At 62.2% G+C, this 25,984-nt stretch carries 22 protein-coding genes; 7 read left to right on the plus strand and 15 right to left on the minus strand.

All coding sequences use genetic code 11. The features are described from left to right. Positions 1-4: 4 nt before the first annotated feature. Both V7S54_RS23555 and V7S54_RS23560 read right to left on the minus strand, forming a co-directional pair. Positions 5-1,756: a type I secretion system permease/ATPase gene (locus V7S54_RS23555; RefSeq protein ID WP_336557250.1), complete on the minus strand. Its 1,752-nt coding sequence runs from the start codon at positions 1,754-1,756 to the stop codon at positions 5-7. A gap of 105 nt (positions 1,757-1,861) precedes the next feature. Continuing rightward, the gene (locus V7S54_RS23560; protein ID WP_336408933.1) at positions 1,862-7,801 is read right to left on the minus strand and encodes an Ig-like domain-containing protein; all 5,940 of its coding nucleotides are present in this window, start codon (positions 7,799-7,801) and stop codon (positions 1,862-1,864) included. 186 nt (positions 7,802-7,987) lie between these two features. Here V7S54_RS23560 and V7S54_RS23565 point away from each other — a divergent pair, with 186 nt between their 5' ends. Continuing rightward, positions 7,988-9,016 (plus strand): LysR substrate-binding domain-containing protein, encoded by a 1,029-nt coding sequence (locus tag V7S54_RS23565; protein WP_336408934.1) that lies wholly within the window; start codon positions 7,988-7,990, stop codon positions 9,014-9,016. Between the two features lie 71 nt (positions 9,017-9,087). On the opposite strand, the gene V7S54_RS23570 is transcribed toward V7S54_RS23565, so the two are convergent. The 9 genes from V7S54_RS23570 to V7S54_RS23610 form a co-directional block, all read right to left on the minus strand. Continuing rightward, positions 9,088-10,113, minus strand: a complete 1,026-nt coding sequence (locus V7S54_RS23570) for a histone deacetylase family protein (RefSeq protein ID WP_336408935.1) — start codon at positions 10,111-10,113, stop codon at positions 9,088-9,090. Positions 10,114-10,143: 30 nt separating this feature from the next. Continuing rightward, positions 10,144-10,638, minus strand: coding sequence for a GNAT family N-acetyltransferase (locus V7S54_RS23575; RefSeq protein WP_442892606.1), 495 nt, complete (start codon positions 10,636-10,638; stop codon positions 10,144-10,146). 71 nt (positions 10,639-10,709) lie between these two features. Beyond that, positions 10,710-11,654: a 3-keto-5-aminohexanoate cleavage protein gene (locus V7S54_RS23580; protein WP_336408937.1), complete on the minus strand. Its 945-nt coding sequence runs from the start codon at positions 11,652-11,654 to the stop codon at positions 10,710-10,712. 10 nt (positions 11,655-11,664) lie between these two features. After that, positions 11,665-13,032 (minus strand): aminotransferase family protein, encoded by a 1,368-nt coding sequence (locus V7S54_RS23585; RefSeq protein ID WP_336408938.1) that lies wholly within the window; start codon positions 13,030-13,032, stop codon positions 11,665-11,667. 12 nt (positions 13,033-13,044) lie between these two features. Beyond that, entirely contained in the window at positions 13,045-14,679 is a 1,635-nt protein-coding gene (locus tag V7S54_RS23590) for a N,N-dimethylformamidase beta subunit family domain-containing protein (protein WP_336408939.1), read from the minus strand. An 11-nt stretch (positions 14,680-14,690) separates the two neighbouring features. Further along, entirely contained in the window at positions 14,691-15,455 is a 765-nt protein-coding gene (locus V7S54_RS23595; protein WP_336408940.1) for an amino acid ABC transporter ATP-binding protein, read from the minus strand. After that, positions 15,452-16,111 (minus strand): amino acid ABC transporter permease, encoded by a 660-nt coding sequence (locus V7S54_RS23600; RefSeq protein WP_336408941.1) that lies wholly within the window; start codon positions 16,109-16,111, stop codon positions 15,452-15,454. Before V7S54_RS23600 ends, V7S54_RS23595 begins: the two co-directional genes overlap by 4 nt. Positions 16,112-16,125: 14 nt before the next feature. Continuing rightward, complete coding sequence (locus V7S54_RS23605) at positions 16,126-16,773, minus strand: amino acid ABC transporter permease (protein WP_057249527.1); 648 nt, start codon at positions 16,771-16,773, stop codon at positions 16,126-16,128. Between the two features lie 77 nt (positions 16,774-16,850). After that, entirely contained in the window at positions 16,851-17,633 is a 783-nt protein-coding gene (locus V7S54_RS23610) for an ABC transporter substrate-binding protein (protein ID WP_336408942.1), read from the minus strand. 142 nt (positions 17,634-17,775) lie between these two features. Here V7S54_RS23610 and V7S54_RS23615 point away from each other — a divergent pair, with 142 nt between their 5' ends. Next, entirely contained in the window at positions 17,776-18,735 is a 960-nt protein-coding gene (locus V7S54_RS23615) for a LysR family transcriptional regulator (RefSeq protein ID WP_065375939.1), read from the plus strand. Here the strand turns inward: V7S54_RS23615 and V7S54_RS23620 are convergent. Then, positions 18,723-19,166 (minus strand): acyl-CoA thioesterase, encoded by a 444-nt coding sequence (locus tag V7S54_RS23620; protein WP_065375952.1) that lies wholly within the window; start codon positions 19,164-19,166, stop codon positions 18,723-18,725. The two genes, V7S54_RS23615 and V7S54_RS23620, sit on opposite strands and share 13 nt — an antisense overlap. Positions 19,167-19,382: 216 nt before the next feature. Here V7S54_RS23620 and V7S54_RS23625 point away from each other — a divergent pair, with 216 nt between their 5' ends. Continuing rightward, positions 19,383-19,958 carry a nucleoside 2-deoxyribosyltransferase gene (locus V7S54_RS23625; protein ID WP_336408943.1) on the plus strand — a complete coding sequence of 192 codons (576 nt, stop codon included), beginning with the start codon at positions 19,383-19,385 and terminating at the stop codon, positions 19,956-19,958. A gap of 41 nt (positions 19,959-19,999) precedes the next feature. Here V7S54_RS23625 and V7S54_RS23630 read toward each other — a convergent pair whose 3' ends face one another. Then, positions 20,000-20,713: a pentapeptide repeat-containing protein gene (locus V7S54_RS23630; RefSeq protein ID WP_419178175.1), complete on the minus strand. Its 714-nt coding sequence runs from the start codon at positions 20,711-20,713 to the stop codon at positions 20,000-20,002. A 230-nt stretch (positions 20,714-20,943) separates the two neighbouring features. Then, the gene (locus V7S54_RS23635; RefSeq protein WP_336408944.1) at positions 20,944-21,873 is read right to left on the minus strand and encodes a LysR substrate-binding domain-containing protein; all 930 of its coding nucleotides are present in this window, start codon (positions 21,871-21,873) and stop codon (positions 20,944-20,946) included. A gap of 66 nt (positions 21,874-21,939) precedes the next feature. Between V7S54_RS23635 and V7S54_RS23640 the strand changes: the two genes are divergently transcribed. The 3 genes from V7S54_RS23640 (at position 21,940) to V7S54_RS23650 (ending at position 24,667) form a co-directional block, all read left to right on the plus strand. Beyond that, positions 21,940-22,560 carry a LysE family translocator gene (locus V7S54_RS23640; protein WP_065375942.1) on the plus strand — a complete coding sequence of 207 codons (621 nt, stop codon included), beginning with the start codon at positions 21,940-21,942 and terminating at the stop codon, positions 22,558-22,560. 114 nt (positions 22,561-22,674) lie between these two features. Continuing rightward, the gene (locus V7S54_RS23645; protein ID WP_336408945.1) at positions 22,675-24,072 is read left to right on the plus strand and encodes an aminotransferase-like domain-containing protein; all 1,398 of its coding nucleotides are present in this window, start codon (positions 22,675-22,677) and stop codon (positions 24,070-24,072) included. A 184-nt stretch (positions 24,073-24,256) separates the two neighbouring features. Next, complete coding sequence (locus V7S54_RS23650) at positions 24,257-24,667, plus strand: DUF983 domain-containing protein (RefSeq protein ID WP_058326927.1); 411 nt, start codon at positions 24,257-24,259, stop codon at positions 24,665-24,667. Between the two features lie 126 nt (positions 24,668-24,793). Here V7S54_RS23650 and V7S54_RS23655 read toward each other — a convergent pair whose 3' ends face one another. After that, entirely contained in the window at positions 24,794-25,258 is a 465-nt protein-coding gene (locus V7S54_RS23655) for a hypothetical protein (RefSeq protein WP_141679506.1), read from the minus strand. A gap of 580 nt (positions 25,259-25,838) precedes the next feature. On the opposite strand from V7S54_RS23655, the gene V7S54_RS23660 reads away from it, so the two are divergent. Then, positions 25,839-25,984: porin (locus V7S54_RS23660; RefSeq protein ID WP_336408961.1), on the plus strand; the 146-nt coding region annotated here is incomplete at its 3' end.

Below are 25,984 nucleotides of genomic sequence, written 5' to 3' on the forward strand. Positions count from 1 at the left end.
TCCATCATGCCTTTGCTGCTTCCGCTGTTTGCACGACCTTGAGCGCGCCGGGATTGCCCGGCGCCTGCCTCAAGACCTTCGAGAGAACCTCATCCTTCGGACCGAAGGCCTGCTGTTTGCCGGTGGCCAGCATCAGCACCTTGTCGACCGCAATCAGCGCGCTCGGGCGATGGGCGATGACGATGGCGATGCCACCGCGGTCCCGGATACCGAGGATTGCCGCGGTCAGCGCCTCCTCCCCTTCGGAATCGAGATTGGAGTTCGGCTCGTCGAGAATGACAAGGAACGGATCGCGATAGAGCGCCCGCGCCAGCGCGATGCGCTGCTTCTGGCCGGCGGAAAGCGCGCGGCCATTTTCGCCGACTTCCGTCGAATAACCGTCCGGCAAGCTGACGATCAGGTCGTGAACCCGCGCCGCACGCGCCGCGGCGATCACATCGTCAGCTTGAGCGTCGGGCTCGAAGGAAGCAATGTTCTCGGCGATCGTGCCGTCAAGCAGTTCGATCGCCTGCGGCATGTAGCCGATGTGTCGCGCGAGCGCTGCCGCCGGCCATTGATCCGGTGTTGCGCCATCAAGCCGGATGGCGCCGCGTGCCGGTTTCCAGATGCCGACGAGAATGCGTGCCAGCGAACTCTTGCCCGAGCCACTGGCGCCGATGACACCGAGGCCGGTTCCGGCTTCCAGCGAGAACAGGATGTCCTGAAGTACGGTTTCACTGGTTTCCGGGGGAACCGCCGTGATGCGCTCGACGGAAAGCACTCGCTTCGGCGCTGGCAGGTCCATGCGACCCTGCGTCTCCGGCAGCAATGACAGCGTCTTCTGCAGACGCACCCGGCTCTGGCGGGCGGCGATGAAGCCTTTCCAGTTGGCGATAGCGAGATCGACCGGGGCAAGGGCGCGCGCCGAGAGGATCGAGCCGGCAATGATGATGCCGGGCGTCGCCTGCTGGTTGATCACCAGCCACGCGCCGACGGCGAGAATGCCGGACTGCAGCAGCATGCGCAGCACCTTGCTGAAAACGCTGAAACCGGAGGCGATATCGCTTGCTCGGCGTTGCTCGCGGGTAAAGGCGCGGTTTTCGTCCTGCCAGCGGCGACGCAGATGCGGCCCCATCCCGAGAACCGAGATGACGTCCGCGTTCCGCCGCGCGCTTTCGGCCATGCGGCTACGCTTGGAAGAATGCCTGGCGGCTTCCTCGACGGGTCGTTTGGAGACAAGCTCGGTCAGCAGCGTGATGGCCGCAAGAACGATGGCGCCGCCGAGTGCGGTGACGCCGAGCCAGAAATGAAAGGCAAAGCAGATGGCGATATAGAAGGGCAGCCAGGGCAGATCGAAGAGCGCGGTCGGGCCGCTTCCGGAGAGGAAAGAGCGGATGGTGTCGAGATCGCGAAGGGGCTGGGCATATCGGGCGCTCATCGGCGCTTGCAGCTGCAGGCCGACGATCGCATCGTAGACGCGTGGCGAAATTGCCAGATCGAGACGATCGGCAATGCGCACCAGGAGACGCCCGCGCAGGGCGTCGAACAGCCCTTGGAAGGCATAGAGGACCGCGACGATGGCAAGCAGCGCCGCGAGCGTCGGCAGGCTCCGGCTCGGCAGCACTCGGTCATAGACCTCCATCATGAACAGGGAGCCTGTGAGATAGAGGATGTTGACGACGGCGCTGAGCAGGCCGATGCCGACGAAGGCGCTCATGCATCCGGCAAAGACGCCTTTGAATTGATTAGCACTTCTGGTCGAGGAAAGATCGCGCATGGTCCGTGGTCCGTTGAGATCGCGGCGGTAGCAGTCAGCCATCACAGGGAAATGACAGGGATGTGGGTGAGAGGGGCCAGCACAGTGCCCGCCCCTCGTCTTTCATCAGGCGAAGCGGAAATCGTCGATGACGAAGTTCTCCGTCTTGACGCCGTTGAAGGTGATCGACGAGCCGTCGTTGAGCGCGATGTGTGCGCCGTTGTCACCGTCGGTGACGGCGCCCGAGGACATCAGTGCCTGGTAGTCGGCAAAGAGATCCTTGGAGAGAACGACCACGTCGCCGCCTTGAGCGCCGGCTTCGAAGTTGAGCACGACATCGCGGCCATCGCCAGCGGCGAAGACGAAGGTGTCATTGCCCTCACCACCCGTCAGCACGTCGTTGCCCGTGCCGCCGTTGAGGGTATCGTTACCGGTACCACCGTTGAGCTGGTCATTGCCAGCGCCGCCGTTCAGCGCATCGTTGCCGGCGCCGCCCATCAGCACGTCGTTGCCGGCGCCGCCCTCGACGACGTCATTGCCGTCACCGGCCACAACCCGGTCGTTGCCAGCACCGGCGTCGACCATGTCGTTGCCGTCACCGGCAAGCACCGTGTCGTTGCCGTTGCCGGACTCGATCATGTCCTTGCGGTCGGTGGCGACCAGCGTGTCGTTGCCGTCGGTGCCTTCGACGACATTGTACTCGGTGTAGCCGTCGACCCGGATCGTCGCCGTGCCGGTCGATTCTCCGCCCTGGGCGTCGCGCACGGTGTAGGTGACGGTGACGAGCGCGTTCTGCTCGTCTTCGAGAGCCACGAAGGCCGAGGACGGATCGGCGACCAGCTTGCCGTCGACAATCGAGAACGCGGCAGCGGCCTGAGCGTTCGTCAGAGCGATGCCGGCGACCGCGGTTACAGCGAAGCCCACGAGCGTCAGGCCATCATCCTCGACATCGGTGTCGTTGCCGACGAGATCGAAGCTCGCGGTCTCGTTTTCGGCGACCACTCCGGTATCGACAACAGCAACCGGTGCGTCATTGACCGGTTTCACCGTGACGCTGACCGTGCTCTCGGTGCTACCGCCCTTACCGTCGGACACGACGACCGTGAAGCTGTCGGAGCCGTTGACATTGGCGTTCGGACGGTAGGTCCAGGCGCCGGTTGTGGCATCGAGCTGCACCTGGCCATTGGCGGGGCCGGCACCAGCCTTGACCGCATAGCTGAGCGCATCGCCGTCCACATCCGCGGCTACGATCTGGCCGCTGACCGGTGTGTCCTCGCTGGTTTCAACCGCTGCAGGCGATGTCGTCGGGGCATCGTTGACCGGCTTGACCGTGAAGGACGCACCCGCCTCGCTCGAACCACCGCGACCGTCGGAGACCTGGTAGCGGAACGAAGCCTCTCCGTTGAAGTTGCCGGCTGGCGTGAAGCGGATGCCGCCCTGTTCGAGAACGGCCGTACCGCCTGCGACCGAGGTGACGCCGGTCACCGTCAGGCTGTCGAGATCCGCATCGGTGTCGTTGCCGATGAGGCTCGAGAACGGGATGAGGAAAGATGCCGCATCCTCGTCGACGGGAGACAGCGTGTCGGCCACAGCGACCGGGCCGCGGTTGACAAGACCGTTAGCGATCGCCGCACGGTTCAGGACCGTGCCGTCGGCAAAGGTCACGAGCTCGACGCCACCGCCTGCGAGCTGGCCCTTCAGGGTCAGCTTTTCGCCATTGGCGAACTCGACCTCGACGGCTTCACCGTATTTGTGCAGCACGGCTTCGCCGCGGGCGATGTCGTGCAGGACGAGAACGTCCCGATCACCAAACGTCGTCGCCGTTTCCACGATTTCGTCGGAGCCTTCACCGCGTCCGTAGACATAGGTATCGGAACCGTCGCCGCCGATCAGCACGTCGTTCCCGGCTCCACCTTCGATGACGTCGTCGCCGAGACCGCCGGCGATCATGTCGGCGCCATCTCCACCCATCAGGACGTCGACACCCTTGCCGCCGACGAGCGCATCATGCCCGGCGCCGCCAAGCAGCGTATCGTCGCCGTCGCCACCGTCGAGACTGTCGTTGCCACCATTGCCGAGCAGCGTGTCATTGCCGCCAAGGCCGTAGATCGTTTCGTCGGCATCGGTGCCGGCGAGCACGTCACGGGCATTGGTGCCGTTGATGATCTGGCCGCCCTCAAGCCCGGACTTCAGATCGACGACCGTGAGGTTGTCGAAGGTAAGACCGGCATTGCCCCAGGAATAAAGGCCGAAGGTGCCGGCATCAAGGCCGCGGTCGCCGACCGGATAGGCAAACAGTGCCTCGTCATTGATGAAGGCGGTGATCTTGTCACCGACCACTTCGACCCGGAGCTTCATTGCCTGGCCCGGCTCGTACTTGCCCGGAACCTGGGCGAGGATTTCCTCGACGCCATTCTTCATGCGGATGAGGTTGAAGATGCTGCCGGCGCCGTTGCCCGGGTTGCGGTCAAGAATGCCGTCAGCATCGAGCTCGAGTTTGTAGTAGTTCTTGTTGTCCTTGTAGCGGAACAGGAAGCCGAGGCCGTCCTTGTCCGGCGTCTGGATCGTCGCCTCGACCGCATAGTCGGTCCAGGTAAGCGCCGCCGGATCCTTGAACAGCGCATAGGTGCCGAGACGCAGCACGTTGACGCCGTCGCCGAGCGGGCTCCAGCCGCGCTTCCAGTAGTCGGCAGCGGTGGCGCCCGACCAGGTGAGCTCACGGCTCTGCAGGTCGGTCGTCTGAACGAGCTTGCCATTGTTCACCAGCCATTCCGACGCCTTGCCGTTCGGGCCGATGCCGCCGAATTCGCCTTCATCGATGATGTTGAAGCGAGAGAGAGCGTTGGCGTTCGAGAAGTCCTCGGAAACGAGGATCTTCGTGCGGTCGACGACGGTGACGTCGATGCGGTCGGCCGAGACCGAACCATCCGCAGCAGTCACCTTGAGCAGGAGCTTGTTGACACCCGCGTCGAGGTTGACGCTGGCCGTCTTGCCGGTGGCGACAACATTGCCGGCAAGGTCGGTCCAGACATAGTCGACGAGCTGCTTCGGACCGAAGGAGCCGGAAGCGTCGAGCACGACCGAAGCCTTGCCGTCGCCGTCGATGTCATAGGTCCGCTGGTCGATGCCGGCCTTGGCGGTGGTGTCGGCCCTGGTGACGACGATGTCGTCGAAGACCGAAGTGCGCTGGCCGCTGGAATAGAGGCCGACGGTGCCGCCCTGCAGCGGCTGGGTCGCATCGACGATCGGACCGCCGAAGACGTTCTTGTCGCCGAGGAAGACGTTGATCGCATTGCCGGTCACGGCAACGGTCAGCGGGATTTCCATATTGTAGGGCGAGCCCTCGTTGACCGAGGCGATTACCGTTTCGACGCCATTGGCCACCTTCACCAGCTGGCGGCGGTTGGTTTCGCCGTCGAGGGTGAAGCGGTAGTGGTTGTTGGCGTCCTTATAGTAGAAGAGAACGCCGATCGTGTCGTTGTCGAGCTGCGTCAGCGACGCCTCGAAAACGTAGTCCTTCCAGTTTGCCGCGCCTTCGCCGATGAAGACGAGCTTGTTGCGGGCCGCATCGCTCTGGTCGAAGAGCGCTGCCTCCGGTGCGGCGAGGCCTGCCGTGCCTGTCGGCCGCGAGAAGACGGTACCCTTCAGGAGGAAGTTGCCAGTGTTGCCGTTGGCAGCACCGATTTCGGTCGCCCAGCCATTGGCATTGCCGTCGTTGAAGGTTTCCACGAGCAGGGTACGGTCGCCGCGCACGATCACGTCAACCGTGTCGCTGGTCTTGACGCCGTTGACGTCGGTGGTGGTCAGCGTCAGCTTGTGCTTGCCAAGGTCAAGTTCGGCCTTGGCTTCCTTGCCTTCGGCGACGACGTCGCCGTTTTCATCCGTCCAGACCCAGCTCTTGACGTTTGCCGGCAGCAGCGACTTCGCGCCGGACAGCGAAACGTTCGCCGAGGATGCGCCGGTTGCGGCGTCGGCGAGGATGTCGTCACCCGCCTCCGCCATTGCGCGCGCCTTGCCGCCGCTGACGTCGATGTTTTCGAAGACTTCCTGATGGCCCCGGTAATAGCCGGTCAGGCCGTCGCGATCGAGTTCCGGCTTGGAGCGGAAACCGTCAAGATAGTCGTCGAAGCCGGTGAAGTAGGTCTCGGTCGAGACGCGGTTGTTGTCCGGGTCGATGGTGATCAGGCGGATGGCGCCGTTGCCGCCATTGTTGCCCTTCGCCTCATTGCCGTTGCCGGTGATCTCGCGCGACACGCCGTTCTGGTAGTTGACCAGGAACTGGAAGACCGGCTCACCATACTGGTTATAGGTGATGTCGGTTTCCGCGCCATCGCCGAAGATGTGACCGGAGAAGGTCATGACGATGTTGGGGTAGCGGGAAAGCAGTTCGCGCGAAACATATTCGCCGTCGTTGGCGCCGCGCTGGTCGGTGCGCATGCCATAGTCGTAGCCAGCGCCTTCGTCGTAGAGCGGCAGGGCCAGATTGTCCTGGCGGCCGGCATAGCTCGTCAGCGAATGGGTGGCGAGCATGACGCGGTAGTCGGGATGGGCCTCGATCACGTCGCCGGCCCAGCGGATCACGTCGTCGCGCGGGCCGAATTCGAGCGAGATCGACAGCCACTTGGTGCCGTCGGGGGCAGTGAAGGTGCTGTAGGTGTTGCGGGCGCTCATCAGCTCCTGGTCATAGGCGCCGCCGAACGTTCCCGGATTGGTCACCTTCTGCTTGTCCGGCGAGAAGCGCTGGTCGAGATAGATCGACGTATGGTCGGCTGCACTGCCGCCGTTCGCCTGGTCGTGATTGCCCGGCAGAAGCGCATAGGGGATCTTGCCATCGAGCTTGCGCAGCGCTGCCTCGGCGATATCCCACTGACCCGAGAGGTTGTTCTGGGTGATGTCGCCGACATGCGTCATGAAGACGATGTTGTGGCCCTGGCGGTTGTCCACTAGCCATTGGGTCATGTCGCCGAAGAAATGCTTGAGCCCGTCGTTCGAGGTGTAGTCCTGGGTGTCCGGGAAGACCGCGATCGTATAGGCGTTCGCACCGGCGACGCGGACGCGGAAGTCGTCGATCACCGCGTTGCCGGCAGCATCGGTCGCGGTGACGCGGATATCGGAATGGCCGAGGGCGGCGAAGTCGAGCACCAGCTTGTTGCCGTCGACGAGAACCGCCTTCAGCACTTCGCCCTTGGTGTTCTGCACCGTGTAGGTCAGGTTTTCACCGGAGAAATGCTGCGACAGATCGATCGTCACGTCGCCAGCGTCCGGTGTCACCATCATGTCCTTGATGGCGAGCGTCTTGGTGACGGCACCAGGGTTCGGCGTCGTCGTATCCTGGCCGACAGCCGGGATGCCAGCGGTTGCCGGGGTGGTGGTGGTCACCGTGGTACCCTTGCCGCTGAGGCTGCCCTGGCCGAAGGTTGGCGTCGTCGAGCCTTCGCCGAAACGGAATTCCGTGCCGTTCGACAGGAGTGCATCCGGCTTCAGCGCATCCGGAACGATGCCTTCGGGCTTCGCCTTGCCGAGGGCGGAGAGCTCGTCGCCGCTCAGAACCTTTTCGATAAACAGGAAGTTGCTGAGATAACCCGAGGAGGTTTCGCCGTCGTCGTCGGCAAAGATCAGGAAACCCTTGGCCTTGTCGATGGTGAAGCGGGCGGCGAGCGAGCCGGTCATCTTCTGTTCGGCCGCGAACTCGCCATTGATGTACTTCTTCATCGAGACGCCGCCGCTGGCGTCTTTTTCGATCGTCAAGCCGATGCGGTTCCAGGCATCGAGCTTGGCAGCGCCGCGATAGTCGCTGTTGATGCCGAGGCCGAAACTGTCGCCACCGACCTTGCCGAAGATGTCGCCGTCCGACGCGTTGGTCGCATCGGTCTGCAGGAAGGGGATCCAGCCGCTGGAGCCGGCGGATGGGAAGTAGACGTCGTAGACGAGGCTGTAGGACGAAACCGTGCCGGTGCCGCCCGGCGATACCAGGATGCCCTGCTGCTGCGACAGGCGCGGGATGTTCAGAAGCCAATCGGAAGACGACTGGATTGGCGTTGCAAGCGCGTTGGGGGAGGAAGTCATGTCGGCTTTCTCTCTAAGGTGAACGGGATCGGCTCTGGGCCGTGCGTCACCGTTAGCGAAGCCGCTTACCGGCCAGATGACAGATCCTTAACAAAGCGTAAAACGGCCATAGCGTTTTCCCATGCCTGCCATCGGTTTTGTCCGTGGGCCATCCTGATTACCGTGCAAAACATGAGCTGATGTCACGTGACTGTCAGCTTTGCCGACAATGATGTGCGGCGCCGCCAGGTGGCGGCAATCACAGGCAGCAGAACGGACCATATGTCGATCACCCAGTTGAAAGCCTTTCATATCGTCGCGCAATCCGGCGGGTTTTCTCAGGCTGCGCGCGACATGGCGATCAGCCAGTCCACCCTCTCCTCCCATGTCCGCGAACTCGAGGCCCATTGCGGTCTCAACCTCTTTGAGCGAAAGCCACGCGGTGTCTGCCTCAGCGCCGATGGCGAGCGCCTGTTCGAAATCACCTCGCGCCTGTTCACGGCCGAGAAGGAGGCGAATGCATTCCTTCGCGGCGAGGCGGGCTCGAATGGCGGGCATTTGCGCGTCGCGGCCGACGGCCCGGTCCTGGCGCTGCCGATCCTGTCGCGGCTCAAGGTCGATCGGCCGAAGCTGACCTTCTCGCTCGCCGTCGACAATTCCGCCCGCGTCATCGACCAAATCCTCGACTATCGGGCCGATGTCGCGATCACCGCGCAGACGCCTGACGATCCGCGCCTCTATGGTGTTCATTTCCTCAGCATGCGGATCGGGCTTTGCGTGCCGATCGGCCACCCGCTTGCCGAGCGCGACGGCGTGAAGATGAGGGAGCTGGAAGGCATGTCCTTCGTCATGCGCGAAAGAGGATCACGCACACGTGAGATCTTCGAAAGGAATCTCGCCGAACACGGCACCACCGTGCAGCAGATCGTCGAGATCTCGTCGCGCGAAGGCGTGCGCGAAGCGATCGCCAACGGTGTCGGTTGCGGCGTCGTCGCCGACCTCGAATTCGGGCACGATGGACGGCTTGCCTTCGTGCCGATCGACGATGCGCGGGAACTCATCGACGAATATGCCATCTGCCTTGCCGAGCGCCGGCACCTGCCGCTGATCCGCGGATTTATCGACGAAGCGGGCCGATTGCGGCCGGACGACAGCGAAGCGGTCTTCGCGACGCCGCTGCCGGGCGCATTTCCCGACACGCGCGATCGCAAAACGACCCGGCCGACCACGCAATAGTGACGGTCAGCGCACTTGGATCACGCGATTCCGGGCAGAAAACCGCTTCACACTTCCCGGAATTGCTCCAGCTATGCCGCCCCGCCAAAGCCGCTGAGGAAGGACGTCAGGTTGTCCGATAACGCATCGCAGAGATACCCCCCCTCCTGCACGATCGCGGCCGGAAGGCCGAGGCCCGCGATCGCTTCGCCGATCCGGGCGAAACCGGGCGTGGAAACGGAAAGCCCCCCGAAAGGATCGCCTTCGAAGGCATCCAGGCCGAGCGCGACGACCAGCGCGTCCGGCGCGTAAGCGCGGATTCGGCGGAAGGCGACGTCGAGCGCGGCGAGAAATTCCGCATCGCCGGATTTGCGTTCGAGCGGCAGGTTGAAGTTGTAGCCGAGGCCCGCCCCCTCGCCGCGCTCGTCCGCATGACCCCAGAAGAACGGGTAGAAACGCACCGGGTCTGCATGGATCGAGATCGTGAGCACGTCGGCGCGCTGGTAGAAGATGCCTTGCGTGCCGTTGCCATGGTGCAGGTCGATGTCGAGGATCACCACGCGGGCAGCATTTGTCAGGAAGCGCTGCGCGGCGACCGCCGAATTGTTGACGAAGCAGAAGCCGCCGGCGACGTCGGCAAAGGCATGATGGCCCGGCGGCCGGCAGAGCGCATAGGCTGCCCGCTCGCACGCCATGATCGCATCGGCAGCATCAACAGCGCTCCAGGCGCTCCAGCACACGCTCTCCCAGGTTTCGCCCGAGATCGGACACGCGGTATCGGCCATGTGATAACCGGCCTGGCCGACGGCGGACGCCGGGTAGCGGCCATTGCGCGAAAGCGGATGGATGTTCGGGATCACCTCTTCCGAAGCCTCGGGAATGCGCTGCCACCGCGCGTAGATATGTTCGAGGAAATCGAGATATTCGGGCGTGTGGACCGCGGCGATCGGGCCGAGTCCGTGATCGCGGGGCCGCAGGATCTCGCAGCCGGCGGCACGGGCACCGGTGAGCAGCCGCTCGACCCGTTCCGGCTGCTCCGGATTGGGCTGCGGTGCGCCACTCGACAGAAAGGCTTTTGGATTGTGGCGCTTCTGTTCGGCTGCATAGAAGGCTTTCATGCTGTCTCCCTTTCCTGCGTCGTCAAACTTTCAGTCCCCGGCCAGAGCCCCGAACGCCTCGCCATACGCGGCATGAGCGCGATCTTTCGTCTGCCAGGTGATGCCGATACGCTCGTAAAGCCGCTGCGCCGGCAAGTTCTCCACGTCGACTTCCAGCCGCAGATAGTCGCCGCCCCGCGCCTTAGACCATGTGGCCACTTCGCGAAGCAGGCGCTCGCCGATACCGAGGCCACGGAAACGATCGTCGACATACAGATCCTGCACGAAGACGCCGGGCCTCCCGCGCCAGGTCGAAAAGATCGGGAAGAACAGGCAAAGACCGGCAAGATCTGCACCCGCCTCGGCGATCAGACTGTGGAAGGCGGCGTTCGGACCGAAGCCGAAACGGCGATAGTCATCGACCGTGCAGGTGACCTTGTCCGCCATTTCGAGCCCACGCCCCATAGCCAGGATCGCGTTATGTATGGTGTCGGCATCTCCTGGTTCGCCTGCGCGAATTCGGATATCAGCCGTGGAGTGCTGCATCGTCGTCACTGTTTTCCCTTTCACTGCCAGCAGGCGAAGGCTCAAGTCGAACCATGCCCGTGTCGCCGGCCTCAGAATGCCACCTGATCTCCGCCCTTGAGGCCGAGAAGCGCGCGTGCCTCCTTAGGGGTTGCAACCTCCAGTGACAAGGCGTCGAGAACTGCGCGGATCCGGTGGACCTGCTCGGCATTGCTGGTCGCGAGCGTCCCGCGGCCGTTATAGAGGCTGTCTTCTAGCCCCACGCGCACATTGCCGCCCATGGCAGCAGCCATGGTGATCATCGGCATCTGGTGACGGCCGGCGGCGAGCACCGAGAACGAGTAGTCGTCGCCAAAGAGCTTGTCGGCGATGCGTTTCATGTGCGTCAGGTTCTCAGGATCCGCACCGATACCGCCGAGAATGCCGAAGACGAACTGGATGAAGAGGTGCCCGGACACCAGGCCGCGATCGCGGAAATGCGCCAGCGAATAGAGGTGACCGACGTCATAACATTCGAACTCGAAGCGCGTGCCGCAGCCCTGGCCAAGCCGCGTCAGGATGAATTCCATGTCGGCGAAGGTGTTTTTGAAAATCGAACTGCGTGTTGCTTCGAGAAGCTGCGGCTCCCATTCGTGCTTCCACTCCGTCGGCTTGTCGAGCGCAGGAAACAAAGCGAAGTTCATCGAGCCCATGTTCAGCGAACACATTTCCGGTTCGGCACGCAGGGAAGCGGCAAGCCGATCTTCCAGCGCCATCAGCGACGAACCGCCGGTGGAGATGTTTATTATCGCATCGGTCGACTGCTTGATGCGCGGCAGGAACTGCATGAACAGCGCCGGGTCGGCCGATGGGCGACCGTCTTCGGGGTTCCTTGCATGGAGATGCAAGATGGAAGCGCCGGCCTCGGCTGCAGCGATTGCTTCGGAGGCGATCTGGTCGGGGGTAACAGGCAGGTAAGGCGACATGGTCGGCGTATGCACCGATCCCGTCACCGCGCAGGTGATGATCACTCTGCGCGATGTTTTGGACTTCGTCATGGTCAAGCCCTCAGCGGTTGACGGGAAGATTGAGTTCTTCGGCGAGCACTTCGAGCACGTCACCAAGGATGGCTGTGATCTCGCCGATCTGTTCGCGGGTAATGATCATCGGCGGGCAGACGAGGAAATGGTCGCCCTCCACACCGCCGCGCGTACGCCGTGAATAGATGATCAGGCCGCGCTCATAGGCGAGGTCGACCATGCGCTGGTGTGCGTTCAACTCTTTCGGCAGCGGCTTCATGGTCTCACGATCGGAGACGAACTCGGCCGCGAGCAGCAGTCCCTTGCCGCGCACATCGCCGATGAAGGGGAAGCGGCCCGATAGCGCCTCGAGTTCCGCCTTAAGCGCCTCGCCCATGGCAGCCGCATTGTCGATCAGTCCAAGCCGATCGATCTCGTCGAGAACGGCGAGGCCGGCCGCACAGGCGAGCGGGTTTCCGGCATAGGTGAAACCATGCTGGAAACCGCCGGCGTCGAGCACCGGCTGAACGATCCGCGACGGTGCGGCCATGGCGCCGAGGGGGCAATAGCCCGAAGCAAAGCCCTTCGACAGCGCGATCAGATCCGGGCGGCAATTCCAGTGGTCGCCGCCGAGGAATTTTCCGGTGCGGCCAGCACCACTCATGACCTCGTCATGGATCAATAGGATGCCGTACTTGTCGCAGATCTCGCGAATGCGTGGATAGTAACTGTCCGGTGCCACGAGCGCGCCGGTGGAGGCACCGCCGATCGGCTCCATGATGAAGGCGAGCACGCTCTCCGGGCCTTCCGCCTGGATTCGCTCCTCCAGTATGTCGGCATACTTGATGCCGCGCTCCTCCATCGTCAGGTTGTCCCGGTCGAGATAGGCAGTCGGCGCCGGAACCTTCGGCATTTCGCGCATCATCGGCGAGAAAGGATCGGAGAGCGCAGCATAACCGGTCACCGCCAGAGCACCGAGCGTGCCGCCATGGTAGGACGGAAAGCGCGAAATCACCTTCCAGCGGTCCTTTTGACCGGTCGCAACCGCCCATTGCCGCGCGAGCTTCAGGCACGATTCGACCGCTTCCGAACCGCCGGACACGAAGAAGATCTTGTCCATGCCCTCAGGCAGCTTTTCCGCCGCGCGGCGGGCGAGATCTTCGGCCGGCTCGTTTTCGAAGTGCAGCCGATAGGCAAAGGTGACGCGATCCATCTGGCTCTTCATCGCGTCGAGCACATTGCGGTTGCCGTGGCCGATATTGACCACCATGGCGCCGCTTGAGCCGTCGATTACCCGGCGTCCGTCCTGGTCCCAGAGATAGATGCCTTCGGCCCGATCGACCAGCGGCCGACGCAGGCGCGACTGGTAGAAGAGATGCGAGGCAGGTCGTTCGTTGGAAGCTGTCGTCTTGAGCATGGCAAATCTCTGTCAGCGAGTGAGATAGTGATTGAGAACATTGGCGGTGACGCGCTCGACCATCGCGTCACCGCGTTTGAGCGCCGCCACCCATTCGCAACTGCCGGCGTGGAACACCTCGCCCTTGCCGCGCGGGAAGTTTATGATCATGCCGCAGCCGCGCTTGACGCGCTCGACGGCCGCAGCAGCGCTATCGCCAATCAGCGTTTCAGCCACGAACTTGGCATCGGCGTCCGAAAGGAACTGGTCATCAGCGGGAATGTCGGCGCTTTCTTCCTTCAGCGACGACATGCCGAGCGCGAGGATTTCGAGACCGTCAGGCGCGCCGCTGTCTTCGGTCGGCTCGGGCAATCCGCCCCGGATGATGTAGTCGAGACCATCGACCTCATAACCGAAGGCATGGCCTTCCGAACCGAGAATATCGCCGTAGTAGATGCCCGTTCCGGCAAAGGCCCAATGCCCCGGCCGATAGACCGGAAAGCCACGGGCGCCACGCGGGGCGCAGCCACCCCAACCGACATAAAGGCCACGTGTGGCATTGAGCCCGAAGGTCTGAGCACCCGGCCGGCCGATCTCGGCCGCTTCCCAGGAACCGCTGGTGCGCGTCGGATCTGCCGAGTGATAGGCGGGGTCTTCTGCTCGTGATCGGTACTTGTAGCAAACCTGCCGCTTGCCGCCGTCTTCGAGGCGGGTCTGCCACATGAAGTTGCCGGCAAAGCGGGCCGCCTTTCCGCCGCGTTCGACATAGTTGTCGACCGCATCGCGCATTTCCCAGGTCCAGTATTCGTCATGGCCGACAAAGACGACGCAATCGTAGCCGTCGAGGATCTCCGGGTTGAAATGAAGCTCGTGCTGGCTGGCGAGATCGACCGCATAGCCCTGACGTTCCGCCCAGCGGAAAAAGTGGCTGTCATAGCTCGCCCAGCCGGACGAGGCATATTTCTTGGAATAGCCGTTGGCATAGGCCCATTCCATGTGCGGATAGCGCGGAGCAACCGCCATCGGCGCATAGATTTCCAAGGGCACCCGTGGAGCATCCGGGGGCAGCACGACGAAGCCGCGGCAGAACGGACGTTCGATGCTGACGGTCGTCGCATACTGATCGCGATTGGGGCCGGTGGTCCCCTGGTAGTGGTTGGAGCCGCCCCAGGTGTTGTAAGAGGTCCAGGAGCCGGTGGCGGCGACCTGCAGGACCCTGCCCGGCTTGCGACCGGCGAGCGGCCGCACGATGAACAGATGATGGCAATGGATCGGCTTGCCGTCCCTGCCCTCGGCCCTCAGCGTGATGCGATAGGCGCCCGACGGCCAGTCTTCGGCAATCTTGAATTCGAAGCTCGTTTCCCAGCCGCAGCCGATGACCGAGCATTGGTCCGGCGTTTCCTGCCAGCGCGCATCAAGCCCGTCGCGCTTGAAAACCTTCGTCTCGGTCGCTCCGTCGCGAACGATTTCAAGCGAGAACCGTGAAGCTGTCGAACTCACTTGTAGCCGCGCGGTGCCACCGGACGGATAGGCATAGCGGTCGGTGTAGCACCAGATCTCGCCGCGCTCACCGTCCATGCCGGGATATTCGTAGTAATGCCCAAGCACCGCCTCGCGACGCTGTTCCGGCGTGAGGCCGAAATCGGGGTATTGGTCTTGGTGTCCCATTGTTCCCCCCTTCACGCTGCCAGGTATTTCCTAAGGAACGCCCGGGTGCGCTCCTGCGTCGGCTGGCGGAAAATCTCGCTGGGCGCGCCCTGCTCGACAACGACCCCGCCATCCATGAACAGCACCCGATCGGCGACCTCGCCGGCAAAGCGCATTTCGTGGGTGACGATCAGCATGGTCATGTGCTCGGCAGCGAGCTGTTTCATGACGGCGTTCACCTCGTCGACCAGTTCCGGGTCGAGCGCCGACGTGGCCTCGTCGAAGAGCATCACCTTGGGCTGCATGGCGAGCGCCCGGGCGATTGCGACGCGCTGCTTCTGACCACCGGAAAGCCGCGACGGAAAGGCGTCGACCTTATCCTTGAGCCCCACCTTCGACAGAAGCTCGATGGCGAGTTCACGCGCCGCAGCCTTGCCCATTCCCTTCAGGATGATCGGGCCCATGGTGATGTTCTGTAGCACTGTCAGATGTGGGAACAGATTGAAGTGCTGGAACACCATGCCCATCTGCTGGCGCACGGCATTGATGTGCCGTTCGAAGGCTTGGCCTTTCAGGTTCTGGTTGACCTTTACGCCATCGAGCCAGACCTCGCCGCCATTCAGCGTCTCCAGGTGGTTGATCGATCTCAAGAGCGTGCTCTTGCCCGACCCGCTCGGGCCGATGATCGCGACAATCTGCCCTCGGGCAACGGAGAGGTCGATGCCCTTCAGGACCTCCAGCGCGCCGTAGTTTTTGCGGGCGCCCTTAACTTCGACCATGGGTTTTAGAGCGGTCATCGGGAGACCTCCACGTTCTTTTCGACCTGGCGCAGACCCGCTTCAAGGACGAGATTGAGGGTGTAATAGAGAGCGGCAACCGTGATGTAGAATTCGAACGGCCGGAATGTCTCGCTGATCGCGAGTTGTGCTGCGTGCACCAGTTCGGCAATGCCGATGATCGAGACGAGCGAAGATTCCTTCAGGAGCACGATCAGGTTGTTGCCCATGGCAGGTATGGTGTTGCGGATCGCCTGCGGCACGATGAAGTAGCGCAACGTCTGCATCCGGCCGAAGCCGAGGCTGCGCGCACCTTCCGTCTGGCCGGCATCGACTGCCACGATGCCGGCGCGAAGGATATCGGCGTTGTAGACCGCAAAGTGCAGACCGAGGCCGATGATGCCGGCGATCAGTGCCGGTATCTTGAAACCCAACTGCCCCAGCCCGTAATAGATCAGGAACAGCTGCAGGAGCAGCGGCGTGCCCATGAACAGCCACATGAAACCGCGCACCGGGAGGGCCACCGACTTCGGTGCGTAGAGCACGACGAGGGCGAAAACGATGCCGAAGACGAAGCTGATCCCGGCGGCGGAAATGGTCAGAACGACCGTCCACCAGACACCCATCCAGAGGATATCGGCATAGGGTGGAACGACGCTGAAATCGAGACCTTGCATGTGGCGTGTCCCCCTCAGGCTATGGCGTAGCGTCGATCAAGCAGATCGACGATCCGCGCGACGACATAGACGATGAGCATGTAGAGCACGGCGGCCACGCCGAAGATCTCGAACGGCTTGTAGGTCGAACCGATATAGCGCTGCGCCGTGTAGGTGAGTTCGACCACCGAGATCGTCGAGACCAGCGCCGATCCCTTGACGAGCGCCACGGCATTGACGCCGAGCGGGCGGATCATGAGACGCGCGGCTTGCGGCAGCACGACCTTGCGCATGGTCTGGAACCGGCTGAAGCCGATCGAGCGGGCGGCTTCCGTTTGCCCACGGTCAACCGACAGGATGGCGCCGCGGATGGATTCTGCCATGTAGGCGCCGATATTGAGACCGAGGCCGATGACGCCGGCAGCAAAGGGCTCCAGATTGATACCGATCTGCGGGCCACCGAAGTAGAGCACGAAAAGCTGGATGAGGCAGGGCGTGCCGCGAAACAGGCTGACATAGGCGGTGCCGAAGGCGCGCAAAAGGAACGAGCGCGACATCTTTGCAGCCGATATCAGGAACGCAACCACGAGGCCGAGCGCAAGCGCAAGTACCGAGATCTCGATCGTGATCCACGCCGCTTCCACGAAAAACGGGAAGACGCGCTGCACCAGCGAAACGTCCATGGGGAAACTCCGGAAGGCAAACTCGTGACCTCCGGCCGCGGCTTATGCGGCGACCGGAGAGACGGAAGCGTAGGGGATCAGCGGATGTCGCTGCCGACCCATTGCATGGCGATCTTCTCGTAGGAGCCGTCGGCCAGCATGTCCTCGAGCGCCTTCTGCATCGCCGCCTTCAGTTCCGGATTGTTCTTGCGGATGGCGATACCGATCGCGACGCTGCCGCCTTCGATATCAGGCGTTTCGAGACGACGGACCTTCTCGCCGGTCTCCTTGACGGCAACCATCACCGGGATGTTGTCGACGACGATCGCATCGACGCGGCCGCTCTTCAGTTCCATCAGCAGTTCCGGCAGACCCTTGTAGGTGCGGACATCCCAACCGCCCTGCTCGCGCGCCCATTTCTCATGGGTTTCGCCGAGCGTTACGCCAAGCGTCTTTCCCTTGAGTTCGTCGAGCTTCTGGACACCAGATGCTTCGCTGACGAAGACGGCGCGGCCGGCATGGTAATAGGGGCCGACGAAGTCGACGACCTTCTCCCGCTCCGGGGTAATCGTCATCGAGCCGACGATGGTGTCGTATTTGTTGGCAAGCAGGCCGGCGATGATGCCGTCCCAGGCGGTGGTCACCAGCGTGCCCTTGACGCCGACACGCTCGGCGAGCGCCTGGCCGATCGAAGCGTCGAAGCCAACGACCTGGTTTTCTTCGTTGACGAAATTGAAGGGCGGGTACTGGCCCGACATGGCGATCTTCAGTTCGCCGGCGGACTTGACGTTCTCAAGGTCGTCAGCCCGAGCCGTGACGGCGGAAAAAGTCGCAGCGATGGTGAGCGTCGCGGCCAAGAGGCCGGAGAATAGGGTCTTCATGAAATGTTCCTTGTTCCTCTGGATTGGGGCGCGCCTTCTTGTGCGCTTGGGATTGGCAAGGGGCGCCTTCCGAATTTCATGATTGCTTCTGCATCAGCATTGCGCAAATAGATAATGGAAATAGAAGGCATAGATTTCAGGAATGGCTTCACAGCGATTGGAACGGCTCGTCTGGGAGCTCGACTGGAACCTTCTGCGCACCTTCGTGGTGATTGCCGAGGTGAAAAGCATCACGCGCGCGGCCGAGCGGCTGAACCTCAAGCAACCGAGCGTCAGCAACGCGCTCCGGCGGCTGGAAGACCGTGTCGGCCGCCGACTGGTCGAACGCGATGCGACCCGCTTCGATCTCACCGAAGTTGGACAGTTGCTCTATGAGCAGAGCGTCGAGGTCTTCGGCACGATCTCGCAACTGCCGCAACTCGTGCGCGGCGTCAGCGACGACGTCACCGGCCACGTCACGATCGCGGTTGCGAGCCACGTGGTCTCGCCGATCTTCGACCGCGCGCTGATGGAGTTTCACCGCAGCTACCCGCGCGCGACGCTGACGATCAACGTCGGGCCGAGCGGCGAGGTGACGCGCCAAGTCCGGGAAAAGCGTGCTTCCTTCGGTCTTTGTCTTGTCAGCGTGCGGGATCCGGCGCTCGACTATCTGATGGTCTTCCGGGAGTTTTTCGGCTTTTTCTGCGGCCCGCACCACCGGCTGTTCGGCAGGGACGGATTGAAGCTTACCGATCTCAAGGGCGAGACGTCGGTTTCCTTTCATACCGACCACATTGCCGATGCGCTCCGGCCTGTGGCGCTGCTTCGCAGCGAAGCCAAGCTCAACGCCAATGTCGTCGGGGTTTCGTCAAGCCTTGAGGAAGTGCGGCGAATGACGCTTGCCGGTCTCGGCGTCGGCTCACTGCCGCTGCATGTCGCCCGCCGCGATGTGGCGGACGGGCTTCTCTGGCGCCTGCCGCCCTACGACAATCCGCCGGCCATCGACATCTTCATGCTGACGAACCCGGAGAAAGCGATCAACCGGGCCGAGAAGGCGCTGATCGCAGGCATGCAGACGCTGATCGCAGAAACGCCGGTTGAAGATCGCGTCTATGCCGATTGATCTGCTCGTGCAGGCTCGTTGCTCGACATGAGCGCCTCGGCGCGCGCCCGCGCGTCCGGCTCCAACGCAATTGCCGCGCGTGCCTCAAGATCGAAGCGTACGGTCGTGGTCCTGTTGACCGCATGTACGATGCCGTCGAGCGTACCGGACATGATCTGCTCGAAGGTGACCGACGAGCGGCCAAGCTTGATGACGCGCGACCGGATAGTGATCAGCGCGCCAGCCTTGGTTTCGTGTTTGTATTCGACCTCGGAGCGCACGTCCGCCCACCCCCTGCCCGATTCCGTCTCCACGCCGGCGATATGGCCGAGAAGCTGGAAGCTCGCATCGTCGAACATCGCCGCATAGTGGCGGACGTTCATGTGTCCCATCGTGTCGCACATCCAGGGGTGAGCGACGCCGACATAGGTAGTCAAAGCTTGGATGGACATGGGTGCCTCGATCGTTGCGTAGGATCGGTTGCCAGACATAGCGGACGCCCGGCGCTCCTGTCCATGGTGATCCGGAACAACGTCACATCGGCGGCCGCGTCTACATCGTTTTGGCAAAAGATGAGAAAAATCCGTGGGTAAGCGCGCTTGCTTCGGTCGGCAGCTAGGCGCGGCTGCGTTGCCCTCCTAGATTGCTCGCTTGAGACGTGAGGAGGAATGAGCGTGAAAGTCTATCTCGCTGGCCCGGAAGTTTTTCTGTCCAATGCGGTGGAGATCCAGAAGGAGAAGGCGGCCCTGGCGCGTGCGGCCGGCTTCACGCCGCTGGTGCCGGGCGATCTCGAAATCCCTCCGGCCCCCACCAAACATGAACGTGGCCTTGCGATCTATGCGGTGGACGAGGGCATGATGCTCGCCTCGGATATGATCATCGCCAACCTGACGCCGTTTCGCGGCATCAGTGCCGATGTCGGCACGGTGTTCGAGCTCGGCTTCATGTGCGGCCGTGGCAAGCATGTCTATGCCTATACCAACACTTCGCGCAGCTACTACGAACGTATCCTGAATGATCATTACCAAGGCAACGCGGCCCTGTGCCCCGACGGACGCATGGCAGGCGCCGACGGCCTCAGCATCGAAGATTTCGACATGGCCGACAATCTGATGCTGGATGGTGGCATCCTTCGCCGCGAGGGGGCGCTGATCAAGCGCGAAGTGCCTGAGGCCGATCGCTTCACTGACCTCGAGGCTTTCAAGGAATGCCTGGCCATCGCCGCGAAGCGGCACCTGGCGTAAGCTTCCGGTTGGCACGCTGACTTTCGAGACAGCGAAAGCCTCTAATCGGAGGCGCAGGGCCAGCCTGTCGGCGTGCTCAGACCTGCCGGCAATTTGGTCGAACTGTCGCCGCAGGTCATGTCGACCTGCTCCTGTTCCAGTCCCGTCGCCTCGGACAAGTTGACGCCCTCGATCCGCGTCAGGAACATGAAAGCACCATTGAAGTCGATCGGCCCGGTGAAGCTCGTATTGGTGAAATCGGCACGGGAAAGATTGGCGTGCGAGAAGCGGGTCCCCGTCAGTTCCGCCCTGTCGAAATTTGCCCGTCCGAGTTCGGCTTTCTCGAAGCTCGTACCCGTCAACCGGGCGCCGCTGAAATTCGCGCGCTGCAGTTCGGAGTTGACGAAGGATGCCTTTTCGGCGGCGATACCCGCGAAATTGCAGCGATAGGCTTCGATCTTGGAAAAATTTGCCCCTTCGGCCAGGGCACCAGCCACCGATGAACGCACCAGTGTTGCCTTCTCCAGGTTGGCGCCAATCAGATTGGCGCCCCGCAGGTCCGTCAAGGTGAAATCCGTGTTGACCAGATTGGCACCTTGCAGATCGCTACCGCCAAGCATGAGCGCCTTCTTGTTGCAGTCGGTCCAGTCCGCTCCGGGTGCTGCCGAGTCCTTGCAACTCGCCGCGTGGCCGGCAGCCGGAGCCGCCAGGGCGACAAGGCAAGCCGTAATCACCGGCGCCAGCAGGCTTTTTACCGTACGCCCTGTCATTTTCAGCGCTTTCCGGCGTGATGAAGTGGACTGGCGCATCGCGCCGCACCCGTGGTCGAGATCGGTTTTGAGGATAGTCATGGCGCCGCTCCGGGACCCGCGGGGTCGAATTGTTTGCATTTCAGATGGCATACACACCCTTTGGATGATCGGCATCCCCGGTTGTGCGTGCTTCGGCGGTAAACGTATGACGTTGCTGCCCTTTATGCAAATAACAGAAATGAAATCGCTTCGTTTCAGATGGCGACTTCCAACAGCCAGTCACGCAGTTTGGCGTGGGCGCTCCCTTCGAAAATGGCTGCCGGTGCGAGCAGTTGATAGGCCGTTCCGTCCTCGTTAAATTCCAGCGGCGCGGCCAGAATGCCACTAGCGATGTCGTCACGAACGAGCTGCCAAGGCCCGATCGCGACGCCGATGCCGGCGACCGCGGCCTGAAGGCTTATGTAGAAATGCTCGAAACTCTGGGAACGCCGTCCGAACGTGTGGCAATCGGCGAGCCTTGCCCAGGTTTCCCATGCGTCCGGGCGGCTATGCGAATGGAGGAGAACCGCATCGGCGCGCAACTCCGGCAGGCGGTCTGCGTCAGGCCGGTCGAAGAAAGACGCAACCTTGTCGACACGGCAGACCGGGCCGGTGCGTTCGCGAAACAGCGGGGTGGCATGGACCGCGCCCGTCTGCAGGAAATCGTTTCGCCGGATGGCGAGATCGATGCCGCGCCCCAGTGTTACCGGACCACCCCCGGCAACGAGATGTACCGGGACATCCGGGTGCCGCCCTTGAAAATCCGGCAATCTCGGAATGAGCCAGCGCATCAGAAGCGTCGGCTCGCAGGAAACCACGAGGGCCGGCACCCTCACCTCTTCCCTGATCTCCCGGACGGCTGCCTCTACGAGAGAAAAGCCCTCGCGCACGGCGGTAGCGAGCTTGCGGCCGGCGTCCGTCAGGAAGACGCGCCGGCTTCGCCTTTCAAACAGCGCCACGCCCAACTCGTCCTCCACGAGACGGACTGCCCGGCTGATCGCGCCATGGGTCAGATGCAATGCGTCCGCAGCGCGGCTGAAGCTTTCGAACCTCGCCGCCGCCTCGAAACAGCGAAGCGCTGCCATGGGCGGCAGGCGAACGGGGTCGATCTGTGAGCCCAGCTCACCAATGTCGTCAGAATTCATCGTTAGTCGCCGAACCGTTTGTTGCCTATTGCTGATGCAGCATCGAAGGAACGAGCGAGAAATGCAATGACGGAACTGTTAGCCGTAGTCACCATTACGATCTTGGCTGTCATCAGCCCCGGCCCCGATTTCGCGATGGTCACGCGCAACAGTCTTTTGCTGTCCCGCCGGGCCGGCGTTTTGACCGCGCTCGGGATCGGCGCAGGTGTCTGCGTCCATGTCGCCTATACCATCCTGGGTGTCGGGCTTGTAATCCGGCAATCGATCCTTCTCTTCAGCCTCCTGAAGTTTGGCGGGGCCGCCTACCTGATCTGGCTCGGTTTCAAGATGTTGCGCGCCAAGCCAGCGGGCCCACTGGAAAAGCTCGACGTTCCGGCGCTTTCCGATCTCAGTGCCCTGCGCACCGGGTTTTTCACAAATGCGCTCAATCCGAAAACGACGGTCTTTATCGTCAGCCTCTTCATGCAGGTCGTCGAGCCAACGACCCCGCTGCTTTTGCAAGTCGGCTATGGCGGCTTCATCGCAGCCGCCCATATCGTCTGGTTCGCCTTGGTGGCATTGTTCTTTTCGTCCGGTGTCGTGCGCGTTCGCCTTCTTCGACTGCGGCATTGGATCGATCGCGTCTTCGGCGCCTTGTTGGTGGGTTTCGGCCTTCTCCTGGCAACGGCGAGTGTCACCAGACCCTAGCTGCGCCGAACCTCTGACAGGCGCCTATCCCCTGTCATTGATCAGCCATATGCCTTGCCTGGGACGCGAAAGCATGCAATATCCATACAATTATCAAGGCCGGATATTGTAGCGATGAACGACGACCGCTTGCAGATTTCGTGGAGCCCCGCCATCCGCAAGGCTGACGGACCTCTCTATCTCGCGATCGCGGATGCGATTGCCGCGGACATCACCGACGGGCGGCTCGCGGACGGGATGCGACTGCCGCCGCAGCGCGTGCTCGCCGAGACGCTGGGGATCGACTTCACCACCGTTAGTCGCGCTTACAACGAAGCGAGGCACCGTGGCCTTGTGGAAGGCCGCGTCGGACAGGGCACCTATGTTAAGGCACGGCGGGCCAAGATCGCCCGTCCGGCGACCAGTGGCATTGTCGACATGAGCATGAATCTGCCACCGTTGTTTGACGATCACGCCCTTTCTATGCGGCTCTGGGATGACATGGCAGCACTTCAGGCTGAGCACGGACTCGACCTGCTGATGCGCTACCAGGCGCCCGCCGGCACCTTGCACAACAGAGCCGCCGGCGCCGCCTGGCTGAGACCGCGCCTCGGCGAGGTACCAGTCGGGCGCATGCTGGTCTGTCCTGGCGCGCAAGGCGCGCTGCTTGCCGCGCTCAGCAATTTGGCCAAGGCAGGCGACACCATATGCGCCGAGACGATTGCTTACCCGGGCCTTCGGGCGCTCGCCGCCCATCTCGGCATTACGCTGCTGGGGATCGCCATCGACGACAAAGGCCTTGTTCCGGAAGCCTTTGAGGAGCTCTGCTCAACGCAAACATTAAAAGCTCTCTACTGCAACCCGACACTTCACAACCCGACGACCGTCACGCTCTCGCTAGAGCGCCGCGAAGCGATCGTCGCCATCGCCAGACGACATGGCGTGGCGATCATTGAAGATGACGCTTATGGCGCCCTCCCGGTGGCGCCGCCGCCCGCGCTTGCCGCGCTGGCGCCGGACCTTGTCTACTATATCGGGGGCCTGGCGAAATGCCTCTCGCCGGCGCTCCGCATCGCCTATCTCGTCGTACCGGATAGCCGCAGCTCGGTCCGGATCGAGGGCGCCATCCGGGCAACCGCCGGCCTGGCTTCACCCCTCACAGCTGCTATCGCGACCCGTTGGATCGAGGATGGAACGGCAGATGCCGTCCTTGGCGCGATCCGCACCGAAACAGCCGCACGGCAAAAGATAGCCGAAAACCTCCTTCCCAAAGGTACGGCCGTCAGTGACCCTCATGCCTTTCATGTTTGGTTGCGCTTGCCGCAGCCGTGGACCCGCGGCGAGTTCAGCGGTCGGCTGCAGGCGGCGGGCATCGCGGTCGTACCCAGTGACGCCTTTGCCGTCGGCCCGGCCCCGGAAGCCGTACGCCTGGGGCTGGGCGCGGCAGCAACACAAGAAGAATTGCACCGCAGCCTGTTGACCATCGCTGACCTCCTCGGCCAATCCCCCGCCGCATCCAGCCTCGTGGTCTAAGGAAACGGTGCTGCTGGCAGGCGAAATTGTCGCAGCAATGTATGCATACAATAATTTGACAATGTATGCTTTCGGGCGCTTAATCCTCTGGACCTGAGGCGGCGCCTGGAACGGCCGGCCGCATAGTGAGGCAACATCGGCGAACATCAGGATGCGCCGGACGAGACGCCTGAAAGGAACGACTATGTCTTCGGATCACGATTGGCCACCCATCCCACCCATGCAGACCGGTCTGCGCGGCCGTTGCCCGCGCTGTGGACAAGGGCACCTCTTCCAGGGATTCCTGAAGATGCGCAAGGAATGCGAAGTCTGCGGTCTCGACTATTCTTTCGCAGACCCAGCCGACGGCCCCGCTTTCTTCGTCATCTGCTTTGCCTGTGTGCCAAGCGTGCTTCTCGGCGTCTGGCTCGAGGTTCAATATAGCGCGCCGCTCTGGGTGCATCTGCTGGTCACTGGCCCGTTCATGCTTTTGACATGTATTCCACCGCTTCGACCCTTGAAGGGATGGCTCGTCTCAAGCCAGTTCTTCTACAAGGCCGAGGAGGGCAAGGTCGTCAGGCGCAGCGCGGATCCGCCGGTTGCGACAACGCAGTAGTGCCGCCCGGACCGCGCCTCACTGCGAGAACATGGCTACCGGTCGTCGATAGCGCGGCGACCGTCTTCAGGTGGCGGCGCGCCTTGTCAGGCGGTACCGTCCGCCCGCATCCGCCGGTAAGGCCGATCATTTGTTCGATATAGGGCGGCACTGGTCGAACAGAACCTTCTCCTTGGCATCCGCTTCGGGGCCAAGCCAAGTCAACGCGCCGAACTCGTCCCCAATCCGCCAACGGTAACTGCCTCCGTCACCGTGCGGAGAGATATACACCTCCTCGGAGCGGTCGGTGAGGCGCCACATTCGAACGGTTTTGTCCGCAAGTTCCGCCAGCACGGACTCCTCACCGCTCTTCTTCTTCGCATAGGCAATGGTAACCGGACCTTGTTCGCAAGAATAAGCAATGACCGTTACTGCCGTGGTCGCCTTTGCTGCGAAAGATGAAGATGCATCCGAGAGCGACATGACCGCCGCGGCGATGAGGAATGCACATCGATTCATGCCGAAATCTCCGATGGGACCGTGCAGGCGGATCCCCTTGCGGGCCTTCGCCCCCGGAGGAAGTACAATCATTGGTTTCAGTTCGTCAAGCAAGTCGCGACCGTCTGGAGCGCGCCGGAGTGTCAGCGCAGCGGTTCCCTTCTAAGCACCTTTTAGAGGCGTTGCGTGTGGGTCGCTGCGGCACAGATCGCGAACGGTCGGTCGCGTCCCCGAGTAGAAAAACCCCTCAAAAATAATGGCGCCGCCAACTGTTGATCGTTGACGCCGCTCTTCACCGGAAGCCTCTCTTCTCAAAGGCCGGCACTAGGTAAAATAGAGCAATTAGTCCGTCAATGTGTAGTTTGTAAATTTTTTATGAGCGATTTTTGCCACTAGTTCTTCACTGTTAAAATATAATTCTGATTCATTACTATCTTTAGCGATCATTTTTATTTTAGAAAAACATGATAGTAGCTATTTTGCCACACTATATATCAAAGAAGTTCTCCAAAGATTCGAAACAAAATTGTTACAAAACTGTCGTTTGGCGATGATAGCGGTGTCGCCGCTGCCCGCCGCGAGTCATCGTGGCCGGTTCATTTCGTCGCAGCGCGAGCGAGGTAGCCGATAATTCTCTGGGGGACACCAGGGTCGGGCCTTGTTGACCTTGAGAACCATTAGAGAGATCGTCCGTATGAATATCAAAAGTCTTCTTCTCGGCTCCGCTTCTGCCCTCGCAGCAGTTTCCGGCGCACAGGCAGCTGACGCAATCGTCGCAGCCGAGCCGGAGCCCATGGAATACGTTCGCGTTTGCGACGCTTTCGGCACTGGCTACTTCTA

This window comes from Ensifer sp. CCNWLY38 (genome assembly GCF_037120565.1).
Taxonomy (GTDB): domain Bacteria; phylum Pseudomonadota; class Alphaproteobacteria; order Rhizobiales; family Rhizobiaceae; genus Ensifer; species Ensifer adhaerens_H.